The sequence below is a fragment of the Robertmurraya mangrovi genome (genome assembly GCF_034427655.1).
GTDB lineage: Bacteria > Bacillota > Bacilli > Bacillales > Cytobacillaceae > Robertmurraya_A > Robertmurraya_A mangrovi.
In genome coordinates this window covers 16,404-37,585 of sequence record NZ_JAXOFX010000006.1, presented here as the reverse complement: position 1 = coordinate 37,585, position 21,182 = coordinate 16,404, and the positions used below count along the sequence as shown (strand labels likewise).

Annotated in this window: 23 protein-coding genes, 1 pseudogene and 2 other annotated features; of the genes and pseudogenes, 22 read left to right on the top strand and 2 right to left on the bottom strand. The window is 35.1% G+C overall.

The annotated features are described in order from the left end of the window. Nucleotides 1–17: 17 nt before the first annotated feature. The 10 genes from SM124_RS10935 (at nt 18) to SM124_RS10890 (ending at nt 11,608) form a co-directional block, all read left to right on the top strand. Nucleotides 18–359 (top strand): hypothetical protein, encoded by a 342-nt coding sequence (locus SM124_RS10935; RefSeq protein WP_322446567.1) that lies wholly within the window; start codon nt 18–20, stop codon nt 357–359. A gap of 185 nt (nt 360–544) precedes the next feature. Beyond that, nucleotides 545–2,236: a methyl-accepting chemotaxis protein gene (locus tag SM124_RS10930; protein WP_322446566.1), complete on the top strand. Its 1,692-nt coding sequence runs from the start codon at nt 545–547 to the stop codon at nt 2,234–2,236. A 206-nt stretch (nt 2,237–2,442) separates the two neighbouring features. Continuing rightward, entirely contained in the window at nt 2,443–3,867 is a 1,425-nt protein-coding gene (locus SM124_RS10925) for an NAD-dependent succinate-semialdehyde dehydrogenase (protein ID WP_322446565.1), read from the top strand. Nucleotides 3,868–3,966: 99 nt separating this feature from the next. Beyond that, nucleotides 3,967–4,197 (top strand) — a binding site (T-box leader). Nucleotides 4,198–4,426: 229 nt separating this feature from the next. Then, nucleotides 4,427–4,653, top strand: a binding site (T-box leader). Nucleotides 4,654–4,681: 28 nt separating this feature from the next. Further along, nucleotides 4,682–5,905, top strand: coding sequence for a threonine--tRNA ligase (thrS, locus tag SM124_RS10920; RefSeq protein ID WP_322446743.1), 1,224 nt, complete (start codon nt 4,682–4,684; stop codon nt 5,903–5,905). 387 nt (nt 5,906–6,292) lie between these two features. Then, complete coding sequence (locus SM124_RS10915) at nt 6,293–6,784, top strand: STAS domain-containing protein (RefSeq protein WP_322446564.1); 492 nt, start codon at nt 6,293–6,295, stop codon at nt 6,782–6,784. 215 nt (nt 6,785–6,999) lie between these two features. Then, nucleotides 7,000–7,605 (top strand): hypothetical protein, encoded by a 606-nt coding sequence (locus SM124_RS10910; RefSeq protein ID WP_322446563.1) that lies wholly within the window; start codon nt 7,000–7,002, stop codon nt 7,603–7,605. Nucleotides 7,606–8,069: 464 nt separating this feature from the next. Continuing rightward, on the top strand, nt 8,070–8,609 hold the full coding sequence (locus SM124_RS10905) for a histidine phosphatase family protein (RefSeq protein ID WP_322446562.1): 540 nt from the start codon (nt 8,070–8,072) through the stop codon (nt 8,607–8,609). Between the two features lie 183 nt (nt 8,610–8,792). Further along, nucleotides 8,793–9,749 carry a magnesium/cobalt transporter CorA gene (gene corA, locus SM124_RS10900; RefSeq protein WP_322446742.1) on the top strand — a complete coding sequence of 319 codons (957 nt, stop codon included), beginning with the start codon at nt 8,793–8,795 and terminating at the stop codon, nt 9,747–9,749. Nucleotides 9,750–9,818: 69 nt separating this feature from the next. Then, nucleotides 9,819–10,667, top strand: a complete 849-nt coding sequence (locus tag SM124_RS10895; RefSeq protein WP_322446561.1) for a DUF2785 domain-containing protein — start codon at nt 9,819–9,821, stop codon at nt 10,665–10,667. Nucleotides 10,668–10,816: 149 nt separating this feature from the next. After that, nucleotides 10,817–11,608: a phosphotransferase gene (locus SM124_RS10890; RefSeq protein ID WP_322446560.1), complete on the top strand. Its 792-nt coding sequence runs from the start codon at nt 10,817–10,819 to the stop codon at nt 11,606–11,608. A 499-nt stretch (nt 11,609–12,107) separates the two neighbouring features. On the opposite strand, the gene SM124_RS10885 is transcribed toward SM124_RS10890, so the two are convergent. Continuing rightward, nucleotides 12,108–12,536 (bottom strand): ASCH domain-containing protein, encoded by a 429-nt coding sequence (locus SM124_RS10885; RefSeq protein WP_322446559.1) that lies wholly within the window; start codon nt 12,534–12,536, stop codon nt 12,108–12,110. Nucleotides 12,537–12,800: 264 nt separating this feature from the next. On the opposite strand from SM124_RS10885, the gene SM124_RS10880 reads away from it, so the two are divergent. The 5 genes from SM124_RS10880 to SM124_RS10860 all read left to right on the top strand — a co-directional run bounded on the left by SM124_RS10880 (nt 12,801) and on the right by SM124_RS10860 (nt 16,236). Further along, nucleotides 12,801–13,367, top strand: a complete 567-nt coding sequence (locus SM124_RS10880) for a DUF4256 domain-containing protein (RefSeq protein WP_322446558.1) — start codon at nt 12,801–12,803, stop codon at nt 13,365–13,367. Between the two features lie 175 nt (nt 13,368–13,542). Continuing rightward, the gene (locus tag SM124_RS10875; protein WP_322446557.1) at nt 13,543–13,707 is read left to right on the top strand and encodes a hypothetical protein; all 165 of its coding nucleotides are present in this window, start codon (nt 13,543–13,545) and stop codon (nt 13,705–13,707) included. 89 nt (nt 13,708–13,796) lie between these two features. Beyond that, the gene (locus SM124_RS10870; RefSeq protein ID WP_322446556.1) at nt 13,797–14,084 is read left to right on the top strand and encodes an SdpI family protein; all 288 of its coding nucleotides are present in this window, start codon (nt 13,797–13,799) and stop codon (nt 14,082–14,084) included. Between the two features lie 58 nt (nt 14,085–14,142). Beyond that, nucleotides 14,143–15,015, top strand: coding sequence for an aminoglycoside 6-adenylyltransferase (locus tag SM124_RS10865; RefSeq protein ID WP_322446555.1), 873 nt, complete (start codon nt 14,143–14,145; stop codon nt 15,013–15,015). A gap of 171 nt (nt 15,016–15,186) precedes the next feature. Continuing rightward, on the top strand, nt 15,187–16,236 hold the full coding sequence (locus SM124_RS10860) for a DUF3231 family protein (RefSeq protein WP_322446554.1): 1,050 nt from the start codon (nt 15,187–15,189) through the stop codon (nt 16,234–16,236). 205 nt (nt 16,237–16,441) lie between these two features. On the opposite strand, the gene SM124_RS10855 is transcribed toward SM124_RS10860, so the two are convergent. Continuing rightward, nucleotides 16,442–16,813, bottom strand: coding sequence for a VOC family protein (locus SM124_RS10855; RefSeq protein WP_322446553.1), 372 nt, complete (start codon nt 16,811–16,813; stop codon nt 16,442–16,444). Nucleotides 16,814–17,054: 241 nt separating this feature from the next. On the opposite strand from SM124_RS10855, the gene SM124_RS10850 reads away from it, so the two are divergent. The 7 genes and pseudogenes from SM124_RS10850 to SM124_RS10820 all read left to right on the top strand — a co-directional run bounded on the left by SM124_RS10850 (nt 17,055) and on the right by SM124_RS10820 (nt 21,148). Continuing rightward, nucleotides 17,055–17,651, top strand: coding sequence for a class I SAM-dependent methyltransferase (locus SM124_RS10850; protein WP_322446552.1), 597 nt, complete (start codon nt 17,055–17,057; stop codon nt 17,649–17,651). 148 nt (nt 17,652–17,799) lie between these two features. After that, nucleotides 17,800–18,429 carry an FMN-binding negative transcriptional regulator gene (locus tag SM124_RS10845; protein WP_322446551.1) on the top strand — a complete coding sequence of 210 codons (630 nt, stop codon included), beginning with the start codon at nt 17,800–17,802 and terminating at the stop codon, nt 18,427–18,429. A gap of 61 nt (nt 18,430–18,490) precedes the next feature. Further along, nucleotides 18,491–19,084, top strand: a complete 594-nt coding sequence (locus SM124_RS10840) for a GNAT family N-acetyltransferase (protein ID WP_322446550.1) — start codon at nt 18,491–18,493, stop codon at nt 19,082–19,084. 18 nt (nt 19,085–19,102) lie between these two features. Next, nucleotides 19,103–19,753, top strand: a pseudogene (locus SM124_RS10835) (uridine kinase family protein). Nucleotides 19,754–19,875: 122 nt separating this feature from the next. Then, nucleotides 19,876–20,088, top strand: a complete 213-nt coding sequence (locus SM124_RS10830) for a helix-turn-helix transcriptional regulator (protein WP_322446549.1) — start codon at nt 19,876–19,878, stop codon at nt 20,086–20,088. Beyond that, a complete protein-coding gene (locus tag SM124_RS10825) occupies nt 20,081–20,473 on the top strand; it encodes a DUF2178 domain-containing protein (RefSeq protein ID WP_322446548.1) in 393 nt (130 codons plus the stop codon). Before SM124_RS10830 ends, SM124_RS10825 begins: the two co-directional genes overlap by 8 nt. A gap of 252 nt (nt 20,474–20,725) precedes the next feature. Further along, nucleotides 20,726–21,148, top strand: a complete 423-nt coding sequence (locus SM124_RS10820; protein WP_322446547.1) for a DUF3995 domain-containing protein — start codon at nt 20,726–20,728, stop codon at nt 21,146–21,148. The last annotated feature ends 34 nt before the right edge of the window (nt 21,149–21,182 follow it).

The following is a 21,182-nucleotide window of genomic DNA, read 5'->3' as shown; positions in this document are numbered from 1 at the left end:
GTATAGAGGTGAGGAACATGAATGTTCAAATGGAAAAAGCTACCCTGTTAGCCGAGCAGTTAAAAAGCTTCATTGATTTAGTGTATAGAAGCTATAATAAGGAAACACATTTCGAGTTTCATCATGACAAGGTGTATCGGTTAAAGTCACTGGTGGATGAGTATCGGTTTAACATTATCTCAGAGGAACTGTTAAGGGTGAATAAATTTGTTTGGGATGAAAAAGTCACGCCAGTGCTAGTCGACCGTGTGAAAGAGAAATTGGTTACCATTGATGAATATGTGGAAAGCAACTATCAGGATTTGTATTTGTTTTCGGTGAGGCTGTCGAATATTAAATCTTTACTTGCCACATTTTAACCCAGGTCTGAGATTGGATCTGGGTTTTTTATATATGGCCAAATTCATAGCTATTCCACTAATAGTTCTAATATTCTAAAAAATAACTAGGATTAAAGGATTAATTTCTTTTCAAAAAGCCCTATTTTATGCGATAATTTTAATTATAAAGAACTATATAGGGTTAAAAACCAGGGGGGGATCTTATGAATTGGACAATCAGGAAAAAATTAATCAGCGGTTTCTCAATTATTTTAATTTTGTTAGTTTTAGTAGGAGGATTCGGAACTTTCCAGCTTGCTAACGTCAATGAAGGTTACAAAGCTTTGTTTGACGATCGAGTTTCGAAACTCATGTTAGTGAAGGATTTAAAACAAGAAATGACCAATCAAACCTTAGCTGTTCGTGGATATGTTATATCCAATGATGAGTCTCACTTAAAGAACTACGAAGAGGCTAATAACCAATTTATTAATAAACTAGATGAATTGAAAGCGGTTACGACTGCGGAGAGACCAAAGCAATTAGTCGAGTACCTTTACATACTTCATCAAAAATTCAGTGATGTCATGGGACAAGCCATTAGTTTTAAAAAAGTAGGAAATGAAGATGGCTATGCCATGGTGATGAATACAAGTGCGAATGAAGTGAGTGCAGCTTTTAATGAGACGATTGAGGAACTGATTACTTATCAAGTAAGCCATATGGAAACTGGAATAGAGTCTACAACAAGTGAAGTCATTCAAACAGGGAACATCTCTCTTATCATCGTAATTGTTTCATTAGTGCTAGGAGTAGTCATTGCGTTCATGATTAGTCGTCAAATCACCCTTCCAGTGCAAACGGTTGTACAAGCAATGAAAGAAGTGGCATCTGGAAATTTATCCGTCTCAAGAGTAAATGTCAAGACAAAAGATGAGATTCGCCAACTAGGGGATGCTTTTAATCAAATGACAACTGATTTAAGAAGTGTCGTATCAGAAGTTCGATCGTCTGCATCATCAGTGGCAGCAAGTAGCGAACAATTAACCGCTAGTGCGGAGGAAAGCAGCAGCTCAAGCGAGGAAATTGCACAGTTAATCCAACAAAATGCAGAAGGAACCGAACAACAACTTCGACTCTTTTCAGAAATCAAAACGTCAATGGAAGAGATGGCATCTGGAATGGATCAAATGACTCAAAATAGTGAGGACATGCTTCATTCGACGGAATCAGCAAACTTAATCACGAAAGAGGGAGCTGAATCCATAACCAATGTTGTAAATCAGATGACTAAAATCAATGAATCTGTTCATTCAACTGCTGATACTGTCCGTGAGTTAGGAAATCAATCAAAAGAAATCCAAAATATTGTTGGCTTTATCACTCAAATTGCGGAACAAACGAATCTTTTAGCTTTGAACGCGGCCATTGAAGCAGCACGTGCTGGAGAGCATGGAAAAGGGTTTGCGGTTGTTGCGGATGAGGTCCGAAAATTGGCTGAAGAATCTAGAAAATCAGCTGAACAAATCACGGGGATGATTCATAAGATTCAGGAAGAAACAACGAAAGCCGTCACTTCTATGGAAGAGCAAAATCAAGTGGTTGAAGAAGGCTTGCAATTTACAAATAAAGCTCATTCATCCTTTGAACAAATTGAAAATTCCATTGATGTTGTTGCCCGAAAAGTGGAAGAAGTATCCTCATCCATCGAAGAGCTGCACGCTCTAAGTGGACAAATGGTACAAGCAATTGAACATGTACAATCGATTGCTGAAGCGGGCGTCGCATCCTCCCAACAAGTAAGTGCAGGAACACAAGAAAATGTAGCAACGATAGAAGAAGTAACCGCAAGTGCACAAAGCTTGTCTCAATTAGCGGTAAACCTGCAAGAATTGGTTGCTAGGTTTAAAGTTTAATAGATTTGAGAAGAAAACCTAGTCGGAATGGCTAGGTTTTTTGCTTTTGAAAAGCTTTTTTAAATAAAAATTTGAATCTATAACAGATTGATAGCTTACTAGGCAAAATGGCCAAATAAACCTTCTACATGAAATCATTTCGCTCTCTCAGGTCCCCAAAAAACAGGTATAATAAAAACAAAAAACACAGGAGGTCAAGTGATACAATGGATAAACTACTATACATCAACGGCGAATGGACTGGTTCAGAACTAGAAAAAATCAATATCACCAATCCAGCCTCAGGGGAAATCGTGGGGACGGTTCCAAACGGAGGGGCAACGGAAACGAAGCAAGCGATTGAAGCCGCTCATCAAGCATATCTCAAATGGTCTAAGTTAACCGCCTATGAACGCTGTGATTTATTAGAACGTTACTATGACTTAGTGTTAGAAAACGAAGATGAGTTAGCGAGAGTGTTAACGTTAGAAATGGGAAAACCCCTTCATGAAGCAAAAGGAGAAATTAAATACGCTGCCTCCTTTTTAAAATGGTTTGCAGAAGAAGGGAAACGAGTGTATGGACGCACCGTACCAAGTCAGCATGGGGACAAGAGATTACAGGTAATTAAAAAGGCCGTTGGAGTGGTAGGAGCGATTACTCCATGGAATTTCCCTGCCGCCATGATTACAAGAAAACTAGGGCCAGCCCTTGCAAGCGGTTGTTCTATTGTCATTAAACCAGCAAAACAAACTCCGTTAACAGCCGTCTTTCTAGTAGAATTAGCGGAAAAAGCGGGTATTCCAAAGGGTGTTGTCAATTTAGTGACAGGAAATGCGTCGAAAATCGGAGATGAGCTTTTAAGCAATCCACTCGTGAAAAAAATTACTTTTACTGGCTCAACAGAAATTGGCCGAGTGTTAATGGAAAAAGGGGCTAAGCACATCAAGAATTTATCCCTCGAACTTGGAGGACATGCGCCAATTATCGTACTCGATGATGCAGACCTTGATCTAGCTGTAAAAGGAACCATGGCTTCTAAATTCCGTAATGCGGGTCAAACTTGTATTTGTGGAAATCGAATTTACGTTCAAGAGAACATTTACGAAGAGTTTATCACACGTTTTGTTGAAGAAGCGAGCAAGTTGAAGGTTGGAAATGGCTTGGATGAAGGGACAGATATTGGTCCGATCATTGACAAAAACGGCTATCAAAAAGTTGAAGAGCATGTCCAAGATGCGTTAAGCAAAGGGGCGACTTGTGTTTTAGGAGGGGAAGGAACTCCGAAAAATGGAGCTTATTTTTACCCGCCGACCGTATTAAAAGATGTGAATTCAACTATGTTAGTGATGCATGAGGAAACGTTCGGTCCTGTTGCTCCCATTCAAAAATTTACAACGGATGAAGATGCGGTTGAATTAGCTAACCAGTCACCTTATGGACTCGCAGCTTATGTTTTCTCAGAGAGCAATAGAAGGGGCACAAAAGTTGTAGAAGCGTTAGATTATGGAATTATTGGCTGGAATGACGGTGCTCCATCAACTGCACAAGCCCCATTTGGTGGAATGAAAGAAAGTGGAATGGGCCGTGAAGGTGGTATAGAGGGATTGGAAGAGTATTTAGAAACAAAGTATGTTTCCATAGGTGTATAAAGTTTGCAGCATTTCAGCAAAATGAGCATACACTATAAAAAAAGTTCTTGACTTCCTAAAAATACTAATTTAATATCAATAAATAACATTCATATGGTAAAAAATGCATGGATAAGGACATGAATCATCCTTAATTTTCTTTACTAGAGAACAGGGTCATAGGCTGGGAGCCCTGAAGAAAAGAGAATGATTTACCACCTTTGAGCAGTTATGGGGAAAGAATATATTCAAGTAACCATAACCGGGAGAACCGTTAACTTTTTTAGAGCGTAATGTTACTTTCATACATTACGGAACTAGGGTGGAACCACGACCGCACTCGTCCCTTTTATGAGGATGAGTGCGTTTTTTTATGGGCTTTTTCTAAAACATAGATGATTCTAACTTCAAAGATTACCTAAAATAAATTTGCTCTATAAAGATTTTTTAAATTTGTTTTAGAAAAAGCCAAGTGTCTACATTTGTAGCACTTACTTACAACACAGGGTAAAAATCGGCTTTAAGATTTTTACAAAGACAACAATCATGATCGAAATAGGTTTATGGAACAAATTAATACGATAGAGCGTTGAAGAGGACATGAATGATTTTCCTATTTCTTTATCAGAGAACAGGGTCATAGGCTGAGAGCCCTGAAGAAAAGAAAGTCATTTACCACCTCCGAGCTATTATGGGGAACGAGAAGATCAAGTATCCATAATCGGGAAACCGTTAACTTTTTGAGCGTAATGTCACTTACATGCATTACGGAATTAGGGTGGAATCACGACCACACTCGTCCCTTAACTAGGGATGGGTGTGGTCGTTTTTTTATATAAAAAATCATTTTAAGGAGGAAACAAACATGTCAGTAGAAATGAATCACAGAAAGTTAGGTCAGCAATTAGAGCTATTTGCATCAATGGAGGAGGCTCCTGGAATGCCATTCTTTTTACCAAATGGGATGGTGTTGAGAAATGAGTTAGAGTCGTATTGGAAAAGGAAGCATCAGCTTGCGGGTTACCAGGAAATTAAAACTCCGTTTATGATGAAGCAAGAGCTATGGGAGCAGTCAGGGCACTGGGATCATTATCATGAGAATATGTATTTTTCTAATGTGGATGAGCAAAATTACGCCATTAAGCCGATGAACTGCCCTGGGGCGATCTTAATTTTTAACAGTAAAAGAAGAAGTTATCGCGAGTTACCGGTTCGATATGCAGAATTAGGTTTAGTTCACCGCCATGAATTATCCGGTTCACTAAATGGCTTATTGAGAGTACGTTCCTTCACTCAAGATGACGCGCATTTGTTTGTTAGAGAGGATCAAATCGAATCAGAGATTGATAAGATATTGGATTTAATTCATGAAGTTTATTCTAAGTTTGGATTTAGTTATAAGGTGGAGCTTTCTACTCGTCCGGTAAAGTTTATAGGATCACCTGAAAAATGGGAACAGGCTGAAAAGGCGCTCGAATCTGTTTTACAGAAAAAAGACTTTAACTATCAGGTTAATGAAGGAGACGGGGCGTTTTACGGGCCAAAAATTGATTTTCATATCCTCGATTCCCTTGGTCGCAGCTGGCAATGCGGTACAGTTCAACTAGATTTTCAAATGCCGGAAAAGTTTGATTGTCAGTATATTGGTGAGGACAACAAACCCCTTCGCCCAATCATGATTCACCGAGCGATTTATGGTTCACTAGAAAGGTTTATGGCCATCTTAATTGAACACGTAGCTGGAGAGTTTCCCCTTTGGTTAGCACCTATTCAGGCAAAAATATTACCGATTTCTGACGCACATCTTGAATATGCATATGAAGTTCAAGGACAGCTCCAAGCATTAGGATTCCGAGTTGAGGTAGACAACAGGGTGGAAAAAATTGGTTTGAAAATTAGAGAAGTTGAATTACAAAAGGTGCCATATGCATTTGTCGTTGGTGATAAAGAAGTAGAGAAAGGAATGCTTGCTGTAAGAAAACGTAAGGAAGGGAATATCGGAGAAATGAGTCTAGAACAAATCATCAATAAATTTGAAAAAGAAAGAGGGTCATACTAAATTGGACACCACCACCGACACCAGACTTTTAACACTTATATTATATAGAAGGAAAGGGTACAAGTTGAACATATTTCACAACGTACCCTTTTCCCCCATAATCCTTCAAACAAAATCGGTCCTACATCCCATCATATAAATGAAAATCTCCAAAACTAAAAATAATGAAGTATCGTCCCATTTTACTGTTTTAAAGTTATAGTTATCACTCATATAATGTTATAATTTCTTTAAATAGAGGCTCTTTTTAAATTTATTGTAAGACGCATGATTACAGAGTTTCAAAGTTTGTTATTTTTAGAAATAGCCTTTTTACCTAAATAGGAACATTCATAAACGATTACTATAACCGTTATGGTGAAAATAGCAAAGGGTAGGGGAAACAAAATGTCAGAAATCCAAGAGCTGCAAGAGGAAGTTATAGCGCTAAAAGAGGAGATCAATCAGTATAAAAAAATCATTGAATCTATGTCCGTCCCAGTGATTCCATCCATTCTTCCTGAGACAGCATTATTACCCATTACGGGGCAGTTGTTGCCTGATAGATTAGAGTTAATTACTACTAAAATTTCACAAAGAGTTTATGATGACGAAATTAACACGATCATTATTGACTTTAGTGGAATAGGTAAAAGTGAAATCGGGGAATTAGAAGTTTTAGGAGAGTTTATATCAAAGCTTTCCCATACGTTGAACTTACTAGGGGTAGAAGTTCTTTTTGTTGGATTTAGACCAGAAGTGACAAATGAAATTGTAAAATCGCAGATGAATGCTGCAAAGGAACTGAAAACGTTCTTAACATTCAGGGCAGCTCTTCAGTATTTAATGAAGGTGAAGGGATTAAAGTTAGTTAGTGAAACCGAGGGAATTGTCGAATAAATTTTTAAAAACCCTTGCTTCTATTTAGTGGCAGGGGTTTTAATTTAGTATGGCTTAGTATGTAAATATACATAAATCGACAATAATTTTATTATGTAAACAAGGTGGAATTTATAATAAATCCACCATAGGGTAATATGATTAAATTTTAGCTGTTTAGTTTTAAAAGAGATGATATAATGTAGGGAAAAAGTTGTCGGATTGGGGGAGATACTGTGGAAGAAACACTAAAACATATCTTACATGGACTGAAAAACATACAATCAGACATAAGTGGATTCAAACAAGGCCAACTAGAAATGCGCACGGATATAAGTGATTTAAAACAAGGCCAACTAGAAATGCGCACGGATATAAGTGATTTAAAACAAGGCCAACTAGAAATGCGCACGGATATAAGTGATTTAAAACAAGGCCAACTAGAAATGCACACGGATATAAGTGATTTAAAACAAGGTCAACAAGAAATGCGTACGGATATAAGTGATTTAAAACAAGGTCAACTAGAAATGCGCACGGATATAAGTGATTTAAAACAAGTCCAACTAGAAATGCGCACGGATATAAGTGATTTAAAACAAGGCCAACAAGAAATGCGCACGGATATAAGTGATTTAAAACAAGGCCAACTAGAAATGCGTACAGACATAAGTGATTTAAAACAAGGTCAACAAGAAATGCGTTCTGATATAACTGAGTTAAAAGAAGGACAGAATAGACTGGAAATGGGTCTTGAAAAGTTACAGAAGAACCTAGTAACAAGCTTAGGAGAATATACTGATAGAATAGTCGAATATGTAGAAACAAGACAGAAGTATTAAACAAGAGAGTATATAAGTTAGAATCAAAAGTTGAACATTTGAATAGACAGTAAGGTGTAGAATGTATTTTTAAAAATCAACTTTATAAGGACTTTTTTTCTAATCTAAGGGGGCGCTAAAGTGCTCTCTTTTTTGTTGTTTAGGAAACTATATATTTCTCGCTTTGTGAATAACTCATTTATATTGATTGTCCACGTCCAGCTCCAGCGCCTAGCCCCTCGAGGTCAAATAACCTTCAACCCTAAAAGTCGAAAGGCAGACTTTTAGGGTTGAAGAACATTTGCTTGTCGGGGCTGACCGAGGCGCTTGCGCTTTTGTCCTTGGTTTGAGAAAATCTATCTAATTACGAAATAGTTTTACTAAAATTAGAGTTCTATTATTTTACAATTATCGGATAATTGTCTAAGCTTAAACTAGCACCTACTAATAATAGTACATGATGATTTTAATAGGGAGGTTTTTAGATGATTTATGTCGTTCGTCACGGTCAAACGGATTTTAACAAAGAGGGCAGAATCCAAGGAAGAAAGGGTCTTCCTTTAAATGAAACGGGTATTAAGCAAGCCGAACTACTAAGAGAAAATCTTCAACATATTCAATTTGATTATGTATTTTCTTCACCTCAGGAAAGAGCGATACAAACAGCAGAATTTGCTACGGGTATGAAGGCCGTTATTGATCCTAGGATTAATGTTTTTGATTTGGGGGAAGCAGATGGATTGAAAAAGGAAGAAGTGAAACTCGCTGGTGTTACTCCGGATCCAAGTGTTTATCGTGGGGTAGAGGATGTTCACGTGTATTTAAATCGAGTTTTTGAATTTATGCGCGAGCTTGAAGCAGAGCACGGCGAAAAAGAGGTGAATATTTTAATTTCTGGACACGGATGTACGACGGGATCTATTGGAGCTTATTTTAATGGTGTCCCAGAAGATGGAAATATTACGATCTATTCCTCTAAAAATGGAGAACATAAGGTTTATGATTTTAAAAAGGCAAATGTGTAACTAACCTACATGCAATGAAACCTTTTCTATTGGGAGAGGTTTCTTTCTTTATAATTGCATATTGAAACCAGTAGCTGTATATGAGGTCATTTCATATTTAAGAAATATGTGATTTGTGACTTTTTACTAATTTCGTTATGATAGTAGGACATTATTTTTACTGTCATGAAGAAGGTGTAGATGTTGTTACGTTTTATCGGAATTACTTATCAAAATGAAATAGAGACTCACGCTACTTTTAATCCTACCCATTTATCAAGGTATAAATGGTTCTGGGCTGATTTTAATGAACCTACTGACGAGGAAATCAATCACCTAACCGATACTTTTCACTTTCATCCGTTAGCCATTGAAGACTGTGTACAAAGACTTCAACGTCCGAAATTAGATTATTATGATGATCATACATTTTATGTGACCCACATTGTTCGTGAAGCAGAGGATGAAATGGTAAAAGAAGAGCTGAACTTCTTTATAGGGGAACGTTTTGTCGTCACTTTCCATCATATGCCGGCAAAGGAAGTTACACAAGTATGGGAACGTTTATTGACTCAAACCAATGTAGAGAAATGGGACACTTTTTATGTGTTTTATCAAATTCTCGATAAAATTGTAGATAATTATTTTCCGTTGCTTTATAAAATTGAGGATGAACTAGACAAGATAGAAGACAATACGCAAAACAAATCCATGAATCAGCTGATGACAGAGCTGTTTGATACAAGATACAAACTATTAAATTTAAGACATACCGTAAATCCAATGCGTGATTTGCTTTACCGTATGTTAAATTCTCATCACTTAAGCGGCATTAGAGAGAGAAGAGAGTATTTTTCAGACATTTATGACCATTTGTTAAAGCTATCTGAAATGGTAATGTCTAATCGGGAGGTAACGGCAGACATTCGGGACAGTTATCTCTCATTAAACTCTCATCAAACGAATAATGTCATGAAAGTCCTAACCATTATTACCTCCATCTTTGCTCCGTTAACCTTTATTGCAGGAATATATGGAATGAACTTTGAAAATATGCCCGAACTAACTTGGGAGTATGGGTATTTTCTTATATTAGGAACTATGGGAGCTATGGGAGTTGTGATGTTTCTTTGGTTTAAAAGAAAAGGCTGGTTTAAATAACGTTTTATGTTGGCCACAATCGATTGTCTTTGTGGCTTCTATTTTCTATTGAAAAAGAGGTCGAAATATATGGAACTTAAAAATAAACTAAAAGAAGTCATCCATTTGTCCAAAGTAGAAATAGACGACCAAGTGATAAACGACACCATTGAAGATATGTTGGTTCATATAGGGGAGCTAGACCCAGAGTTAAGGGATCAACTGATTTATTCTACCTTTGCCAAGTGGATAAGCGAGGATTTTCTAACCAATCATCAACTTCAGTACATATTAGAAACCTGTCTTGATCAGAAACATTTATTTTATAACATTGGAAAACTAAATGATGATGCAGTATTTACTCGTTCTTTTTCCTCATTAGTAATTGCGAGCGTGTTAGAAAAAGATAGAGAACTAAGATTTCTGCATGATGATATGCTTCTTCAGGTCTTTAATGATAGTATCACTTATTTGCATGCTGAAGAAGATGTTAGGGGATATGTTGAGGGGAAGGGTTGGGCTCATAGTATCGCTCACGGTGCTGACTTACTTGCCGCTTGTGTCCTACATCCTCTGTTTACAAATGATCTCTATGAAAGTATATTGGCAAGTGTAAGTAGCTGCTTATTTAAAGAAGGAGTTCCCTACGTGGATGATGAAGATGAAAGACTAATAGCTGTTATTGAGGCTTTAATGGAAAAAGGGATAGAAGAGCAGTTATTGGAGCAATGGCTTGAAAAAATATTTGCTCAATTAGAAGAAGTTCATCAAACAGAGCACTACTCTCTTGAATTTTACCGTACAAAAACAAATGTGTTGAATTTTACGAAGACTTTATATTTTACGTTATTATTGAACAATTTAGGAGAAAATGTAAGGGGGTTGATTGAAGGATATATGATGAAGTGGTATAAAGAGGCGAAATTTGAATCTCTTTAACCTCGAAACTGCGATTATCAAGACTATCTATTTGTTATTAAAGATAACGAGCAAGTCAATTCTGTCATTAAGAGTATTGTCCATATTTCTAATAGTTTAGATTAGTTCTAGGTTTATATTAAGTAAGACCTGCTAGGGAGGAATAGTTGTTGTCAAACCAAGAGAAAGAAGTACCTCTAAAAGGAGGGAATGTCTCAAACGTTTATCGATCAGGAAATACAGTTCGACGGGAAACGAAACCAGAGAGTACCAAAATTCACATGTTATTAAAGCATTTGGAAGATAAAGGTTTCCAATATGCCCCTAAGTTTTTAGGAATCGATGAAAAAGGCAGAGAAATTCTTTCATTCATTGAGGGAGAAGCTGGAAATTACCCTTTAAAAGAATACATGTGGTCTAATGATACTCTAGCACATATAGCGAAGATGCTTCGACTGTATCATGATTCGGTGAGTGATTTTCCAGTTGATGACAGTTGGCAGCCAATTGATTACACCCCCCAGCCATTTGAGGTAATATGCCATAATGACTTTGCGATATACAACATTATTTTTCATCATAAGAAACCTGTAGGGGTAGTTGATTTTGATGTAGCGGGCCCAGGTCCTAGACTTTGGGACATCGCTTATACTCTTTATACATGTGTCCCCTTGAGTCGATTTTATCTTTCTGAATCAGGGGAGAAAGTCCATTATCATTCACTAATGCATGCGGAACTTATTAAGCAAAGAATTCGATTGTTTTTTGAATCCTATGGTGAGGGGCTAGACGGAGATTTTCTGGAGATGGTATTGTTACGATTAGAAGGGTTATGTCAGACAATTAAAAGAAAAGCGAAGGAAGGCAATTCTGCTTTTCAAAGAATGATAGATGAAGGACATCTTGAGCATTATCAAAAAGATATTCTATTCATCCGTAAACATGGAAAAGAGTGGGTTTAAGACAATGAATTCAGTCTTTTTTTAACGAACTATAAAAGAAGTTATCTCTGAAAATCGTTTTACCGGAATAAAAAGGAGTTCTTGAATTGAAAAAAAGGATAAACTTTTGGTCATTTATATTCTCTATCGTTTGCATTTTATTATTTGTGATTATTTCCATTATAGGTCCTATACATTACTCCATTATGGGTTTCAACCCTTTAACTTTGGTCTTATGTATAACATTGATCACTTTCTTTTTAGGCTTAATAGGATTCTCGGGTATTCATGATTGGAAGGGAATGACAAGGAGTTTTGTTACTATAACTCTTACTCTCGGATTATCTGCATTTTTGTCTTTCGTTATTTTTTTTGGAAACTTATTAAAATAAAATTAAAGTGGTTAAAGTTTGAAATTAACTTGTTAATTGAAAAGGAATGACACATTGCAAAGAGAGCTACATTTTGTATTAAAAGCCCTTCCAAATGGAGGGGCTATGATAAATGTAAAAATAGTTTACTAGAATACTTTTACTTTATGACCTAGGCTATTGTAATCAATATAACTTTCTATCAGTTTAAAATGCTCCACAACGATAAGTGTATTTTCGTCTAAAATAATCCCATCATTTAGTAAGTCCTTCTCCCAACTAAAGATGTGATCCTTTATGTATTCATCCAAAGTTGAATTTTCTCCTCGCGCAATTTTTTCACCTATTTCACCTTTAATATCACCAAATTTGATATCATAAACTTCTGTAATTAAGATTTTACAAGCAAGCTGCCCTAATTTAGTGAAAACTTGAATCTCGTCACCGACTTCACCTACATCCTCTGATGATGAACACCAAACTTTAGGTGTACATGTTGCAGTTTTCAAGCCAAGCATACATTCGACCAGTAACCTCTCATCCTTTTCATCTCTACCCCAAAATGTCAATTTTTTCATTGCATTGCTCCTATTGTGTAGTATTATTTAAATTAATTCATGTTAATTCCAACTAAGTTTTGTATCAGATAATAGTTATATTCTCTAGTGGGATGTTTTTTCCTTTATTGTGGCATCCCGAAAATGGTGATGAAGAACAAACCGATTACATAATGACAAGAAAGCTCATTTGACCTTTGACGGTATCAAATGGCTGTGGCTTCAGCAAAAATTGACTGACCGTGGTTAATATGCCACTAAATCTTCAACTAGGAGTGATCAAATATGACAAAGAAAAATAAAGAGCTAACAGAAGAACAACGTGAAAATCTACTTACAACGTTGAAAACCCGTTTTGAGAAAAATATGAACCGACATGATGGTCTTGAATGGGGTAAAGTACAAGCTAAGCTTGAAGGTAATATGGAAAAACTATGGTCATTAAATGAAATGGAAGAAACAGGCGGTGAACCTGATGTGGTTCGCTACGATGAGACGATGGACGAATACATTTTCTATGATTGTTCAGCGGAAAGTCCTAAAGGTCGCAGAAGTGTCTGTTTCGATCGTGAAGCGCTAGAGTCAAGAAAAAAACACAAGCCAGAAAATAATGCTATTGATATGGCAACTGCCATGGGTATTGAGCTTTTAACGGAAGAACAATACCGTGAGCTACAGAAACTAGGTAGTTTTGATACGAAAACATCGAGCTGGGTCCAAACACCAGGTCCTATTAGAAAGCTTGGTGGAGCTCTCTTTTGTGATCGCCGATACGACACCGTCTTTGTGTACCATAATGGAGCTGATTCCTACTATGGTGCTAGGGGTTTTCGAGGATCGCTTAAAGTGTAAAAGATTGTACAGTTAGGAGAATGGACACTAATCCTTTGTGGTTAGTGTCTATTTCTGTAGGGATATATTTAATTATATGTCTTTGTGGAACTGGAGGTACAGGATAATTAGAGAAGAAACTATTTTCAATGTCATTCGTATTACAAGTAGAATAAAGTTTTGAGGAGGATATTCAATGAAGCAGTTTGAGTACAAAGTGGAAAACATTCAAATTCAATTGAAGAACGGTATTGATTTCAATATAGCAATGTCTGAGAAGCTAAATTCCCTTGGAAAAGAAGGTTGGGAATTGTCAGGTGTAAATGGAACTGTTTTTTATTTCAAGAGAGAAATTTCTTAGTCTATGTGGCCTATATTTAAAGAAACAAATATTAATGCTTATGTTCATGAATGAACTAGCAAAAATTGAAACGTTTGGAGGAAATAAATATGAATGAAGGATTAGTAATAGGAACTGTTTTTCTTGTAGCAGGGATAATTTTATTCTTATTTCCACCAAAGCAGATTAATCACATATATGGATATAGAACTTCAAATTCAATGAGAAATAAGGAGAATTGGCAAAAAGCAAATAGGTATTCCAGTATTCTATTAATGATATTTGGAATATTCCTATTACTATTTGCTTTAATTGTGAAGAGTATCATTTTTACATTAATCATGTTAAGTGTTTCAATTGCTCTTATTTTTATTTTAGTAGAAATGAAAATTTCCTAATACTTTGACGAGGCTAGAGTTACAGCCACACGATTTTATCATAAGGGAGAGTCTGTCTTTGAGAAACGAAAAAGAAATGTTTGAACTCATATTAGGGATTGCGGAAAAGGACGAACGCATTCGAGCTGTTTATATGAACGGTTCCAGAACGAATCCCAATGCTCCAAAAGATATGTTTCAGGATTACGATATCGTATTTGTCGTAACGGAAACAGCAACCTTTATAAAAGATAAAAATTGGATTCGTAATTTTGGAGATTTATTAATGCTTCAAGAGCCAGAAAAAATGGATAAGGAAATGGGTATGGATGTAGATTTGGATCGTTCATACGGGTATTTGATGCTATTAACTGACGGAAATCGAATTGATTTACATATAGAAACGAAAGATTCAATGATTGATGGATATAGAAGGGATAAACTTACAGTACCGTTAATGGATAAAGACCATATTCTACCCTCTATCCCATTACCCACAGATATTGATTACCATGTGAAAAAACCATCGGAAGCGATGTTTGTCAGTTGTACAAACAATTTTTGGTGGTGTTTACAAAACGTAGCTAAAGGAATTTGGAGAGACGAGTTACCATATGCAAAGTTAATGTTTGAATATAATACAAGAGTAGCTCTTGATCAAATGGTGTCATGGTGGATTGGGACTAAATATAACTTCCAAGTATCAACAGGAAAGTTAGGAAAATACTTTAAAAACCATCTTCCAGAATCATATTGGGAGATGTATCTGAAAACTTATTCCGATCACAACTATGAGAATTTTTGGGAGTCAATCTTTGTTACATGTGAATTATTTAGACTATTAGCGGTGGAAGTTGCCGATCATTTATCGTTCTCTTATCCATTCGAGGATGATCAGAACATGACAAATTATCTTACCCATGTAAGAAAATTACCTCCTAAGATTTATTAATACAACAGTACTTTTTCTAACAGTAAGAGTGTTTAAGTAGAAGAGAAGCACTTGTATTCCCTATCTCACTTTTTATCCTAGGCGTAATACTTCAAATGCTTAGAACATATTGAATGAAATAATATGGAAACGGTAACCCTAAAACCAAAATGCTGGAAAAGGAGTTTATTGATGACTACGGATAAGGGTTTAAATCCAATGGATGTTTTAAAGCCAATCAATTTAAGTTCAAAAGAATTAGATGAAAATCAACCCTTAACTACTGTTGAAATGGGTAAACTTTGGGCTACCTATATTGGAAATAGTATGTCCGGTCAACTCTTATCATATTTTCTACGACATTGCGAGAATGAATATGTTAGGACCTTATTGGAAAATGGAATAGCATTAAGTAAAGATTTCTTACAAAGGGTAGAAGTAATTTTTAAAAAGAATAATTTCCCTAGTCCTGCGGGATTCTCGAAAGATGATGTAAATCTTGATGCCCCACGTTTATTTGAAGATGAATTTTATGTTCACTATTTGAAATATGCTGCTAAGGCGGGTCTTAGTCTATATGCAATAGCCCTTCCATTAGTAATGAGAGAGGATATAAGGGAGTTTTTCGTTTATGTAAATCAATGTACGACTGTTTTGCTAGGGCAGATTAATAGCGTTTTAATTGATAAAAAATATAGTGTTAAGCCTCCTATTATTCCTACACCCGAAAAAGTTGATTTTATAAATAAACAAAGTTTTTTAACCGGTTGGTTTGGTGAAGTAAGACCATTACATGCATTGGAAATTGTACACCTTTACGATAACATTGAAAATAACGCGACAAGCAAGGCACTGTTATTAGGCTTTTATCAGACTGTTAAAGACGAAAAATTAAAAGCTTTGTTTAAACGAGGAATAGAAATGACTGATAAGACCTTAAAGCAATTAAGTGAAAAACTACATAAAGAGAACTTACTAACACCGTCATATATAGACCATTTGGTGACAACATCCCCCCAACCTCCTTTTTCGGATAAATTAATGTTATTTCATAAGGTGGACATGTTCTCTATGAAGGTAAGATCATTCGGGAATGCGATGGCTGTAAATGGTAGAAGAGATATTGCTTCTTTATATGGAAGGCTTATTATCGACGTGGGTCTTTTCGTTGATGATGCTACCAATATTCTTATTGATCATGGATGGATGGAATCACCACCAAAAGCGTTTGATAGAAGGTAAATGTAGAATAATTGTATCTAGATTAAAACACTTGTTTTCCTACTGATAGTATCAATGGGAAAATTATTATCTATAGACTAAAGAAACTACACATTAATTGTTAGACTGCTTTAACAAACGATGTGTAGTTTCTTTTTTTGTTTGATGAAATTTGAAAATGAATGAACTACTAGTGTAGGTTAGTTGAAAGTTTCTAATGGACCTTTCATCGATGTTGATCTACTAATATTTGATTGCCGTCTGGATCCTCAATGAAAAAGTGTGCTGGTCCACTGGTTGTTTCATCTGCTTCAGAAAGCATTTTTATTCCATTAGCCTTAAGATGCTTTTGAATCTCACGAACATCAGTAAACGATTCGAGATTTTGGGCATTTTCATTCCAACCAGGATTAAAAGTTAGAATGTTATTTTCAAACATTCCTTGGAATAATCCAATAATACAATTTTCATTCTTCATAATCAGCCAATTTTGAGTTATGTCTCCACCTAAATCCTGAAATCCTAGTTTTTCGTAGAACGCCTTGGAAACATGGATATCTTTTACGTTTAAACTTACAGAAAATGCACCTAGTTTCATTTGTTCATCTCCTATTTTTCTTTGGAAAATATTTTAGCCTAATTTTACTATATATGAGTGTTTTAAGACTAGCAACATTTTCCAAACATATTCTGTTTGAGCTACCACTCTGGTTAGTTAAAGGATAAGATGCTTCCAAAAGCGAAGGAGGATTTTGAGGGGGAGTATCATGCCTTAAAGTTTCAAGACTGCTATAATGACCACTATATTGCTTTATTCATTAATAATGGAGAGTGAAAATATGGAAAATAACGTTTTTGAACAATTGGCAAATAGATATGATACAGAAGAAAGAATGGAATTAGCTAGAATAATTGCTCAGGAAGTAAGAATAGAATTACAAAATAGTAAATCAAAATCATTAATGGATTACGGAAGTGGAACGGGTTTAGTTAGTCTAGAGTTATCAGACTTGGTTAATCATATTTTGTTGGTAGACTCTTCCAAACAAATGTTGGAGGTTGCGAAAGCTAAGATCGCTCACAAAGGAATTACTAATGCAGAAGTACTATATTCAGATTTTACTCAAAGAACATCTGAACTTAAGGCTGACATCATATTACTATCACTAGTCCTTCTTCATATTCCGGATACTAATAAAATTTTACGAGAATTGTTTAAGATATTAAATGATGGTGGCAAGCTACTGATTATTGATTTTGACAAAAACGATAAAATTAATCATCCAAAAGTTCATAACGGTTTCTTGCATGAAGAACTGACAAAAAGATTATCTGAAGTAGGATTTAAATCTACTGAAATAAGAACTTTCTATCACGGTGAAAGAATTTTTATGAATCAAGATGCATCCATGTTTATTTCGAGTAGTAAAAAGTAATATCTTTCAAAAGGGTTTTAGTATTTATAGCAAGAAATATACATTTAAGTAGCTCGATTTTTATCAAACAATATGCAATGCAGGTTGTAATGAAATAAAGAAAGCAGATACAGGTAGCTAAATAATTTGAAAGTAAAGGCGGGTTATAATGTATATTCCTAAATACTATAAGGTCACAAATGATGAGGAAGTTTGGGATTTTGTTCAGAAAAACTCTTTTGGCACGATTGTAACAGTAAAACAAGGGAAACCGATTGCCACTCACTTACCATTGGGAATAAAGAAACACGGGGAGGAATACTACCTCACTGGACATATGGCTTATGGGAATCCGCAGTGGAAAACATTTGAAAATAGTGATGATGTGCTTGTTATGTTTCAGGGACCGAACGCATATATTTCTTCCTCTTGGTATTCTCATGAAAATGTTCCAACTTGGAATTATCAGGCTGTACACATGTATGGAAAAGCAAGTATCGTAGAAAAAAATGAACTAATAGATGAATTAACAGGAATGTTGGAAAAATACGAACTATATCGTGAAAATGCTGTTTTATGGGATAAACTATCTCCTGAACTATTAGAAAATGAATTAAAAGGCATTGTAGGTTTTAAGATTAAAGTGGGAGAAATCCAAGCTGCTTATAAATTAAGTCAGAATCGAAATGAAAAGGATTACATGAACATTATTGATAAGTTAAAATATGAAGGAAATCCAAATTCTATTCAAGTCGCCAAACAGATGGAAAAGATATTAAAAAAGCGAAGGGACAACTAAGGTTTCCTGGAACAGTGTCATTTTTTTATAAGTTAATCAATGAAAGCTAGGAGTTAAATTAATGAATAATATATTCGAAATCGACTGTGGAGAGATTTTATTAAGAGAATTTAGAATAGAAGATGTTGATGCCATCTATGAAATTACTTCACAACCTGAAGTTTATGAATTTTTACCAGATTGGAAATCAACTAGAGAACAACGTTTAAACTGGGTAACTCATTATGAAATACCCTCAAACAAAGAGTTTTTAACCGCAATACCCAATATTGAAGAGCAAAATTACTTGAAACTAGGGATTATATTAAAGGAAACTGGTGAATTTATCGGCTTTTGCACGACAGGAATTAAAGAGGAGCTGCCTGCCCCAAATAGAGAAATTGCTTTTGCTATTTCAAAGCATTATAGGAATAAAGGGTACACAACAAAAGCAGTAAAAGGATTAATTAACTTTTTGTTCGATAAAACCAATGTAGAACTATTAAATACCATTGTCCTTATAGAAAATATAAGCTCCAATCGAGTGATTCAAAAATGTGGTTTTCAATTTGTCGGGGATATAGAAATTGAAGGTGAAAATTATCATCACTATACACTGCATAAGAATGAATGGAACAATAAGACAAATGGAATAGTTAAAAAAAATTGTTATTAGAGCAAAGTGGGGTAGATTATGGACAAGGTATTACAAGAGATTAGTCATTTGATAAAACGTGAAGATAAGAGAATGATCATTGGTATTTCGGGTCATGGTGCATCTGGAAAGACTACATTTGCTAATAATCTTATCGAAATTCTGGGAAATGAAAATATAAATTATATCAAATAAGACACCTATCTTATCGGCTCACACCTAAGGAAATATACCTCTATAGATTATGAGTACAATAATGAAATCCATCAGGATAAAATGACCGCTTGTCATCCTGCGGCACATAATGTATACGCTTTAGAGAGAGACATTCATATGATGAGGGATGGACTGGATTTTTACACGATAGGTACAAATTATACAAAGAGCAAGTTAATATCTTCAAAAAACAAGATTAATATTGTAGAAGGCATGAGCGTAGCCTTCACTAATCTTAATTTGTATGACCTTAAAGTGTATCTCTATACGGATGGAGAAACAGAGTTGATGAGAAGAAGTATACGCGATGTTTCTGAGAGAGGTACAGATATTAATTATTTAAGAAAATCTCATGAAGAACGAAGAATTCAATATGAATTATTTATGCATCCTTATCATCGAGATTTTGATATCATATTAAAAAATTCGAATGATACATATCATCTTGAAAAAGATTGCTTCCAAAAAATTTAATAAAGTATATGTAATAAGACAAACGGGGTGTAAAAAGTATTTGACATCTCGTTTGTCTTTTTTTTATAGTTAAGGTGTAAAAGATGTTTTACACCTTACAAAATACAAAGGTGGCTTAGTGAATGAAAAATAGAATAAAGGAATACAGAGAACAATTCGGGCTCTCACAAGGGAAACTAGCAGAGAAGTGTAATGTAAGTAGGCAGACTATTAACGCTATAGAAAACAATAAGTATGATCCCAGTCTGCAGTTAGCATTTGATATTGCAGGGACTTTAGGAGTTACTATGGAGGATTTATTTATATTAGAGAAGGAAGGGAAAAGGAATGGCTAAATCAAAAAAGATGACAGTAGGAATAGCTTTTATGGTTTTTATGTCGATTGCAGGATTTTCTTTATATAAATGGATCAGATTCGGTGTGATCGATGCTGGGTCCATCTTCTTCAGTTTTCTTGCATTAAGCTTTTTTTTTAATTTGCTTAATTGGGGGGACCATGAAGGCGGTGGTAAGAAAGATGAATTAGATAGACATATAGAAACGCAAAGTGCGAAAATAGGTTATTATGTACTAATGATTCTATCTGGTTTAATCTTATTTGTTTCAGAAGGAACGGGTGATTTTAATAAAATTGATAACTATCCACTGGTTTTTGTGGTAGGTCTAACTTTTATTACAGTTCCTATAACAGAATTCATTTATTCAAAAAAGTTTAAGTAATAAACGAATCTTCTATCAGAATACTGGAATATAGATAAAAATAATAGGTGGTGTGGATGGAGGGCTTGTAATGAATGAGAGAAGTCAAAAATGGAGTTCAACCAAAACTAAAACACAATACTTTGTGTTTATTGGGTTAGTGATTGGTGCAATCTTAGGATTAGTTACTTATTTGAAAAACTGGTTATAGATTGAAGAGCTTTTAGTAGTAAGGGATTGTGTGAGATTAAAAATAGGAATGGAGGTATAGGGATGCAACTTTTACTGATTTATTCATCATTTATCATTTTAGTTTTAGTTGGCGTGCTACATTTTTATTGGGTATTGGGTGGGAAATGGGGTATTCGAGCTGCGTTACCAGAAAAAATAGAGGGTGAAACGGTATTTAAACCGAGATGGATTGAAACTTTAATTGTTGCATTTGGCTTGATTGGTGTTGCCTTCATATTACTAGCACAGAACAATTTATTACCCTTCTTTACATCAAACTCCTTTACAAAATGGTCAAGTATCATTTTTACCTTCATTTTCTTACTTAGAGCAATGGGTGATTTCAAGTATTTAGGCTTCACGAAGAAGATTAAAAATACAAATTTCGCTAAGTACGATACACAACTTTATTCTCCTCTTTGCATATATCTAGGCATTACATTTCTATCTTCATGGTTATTTTAGTATTAAAAAATATAACGGTAGCTATTTTTCAAGA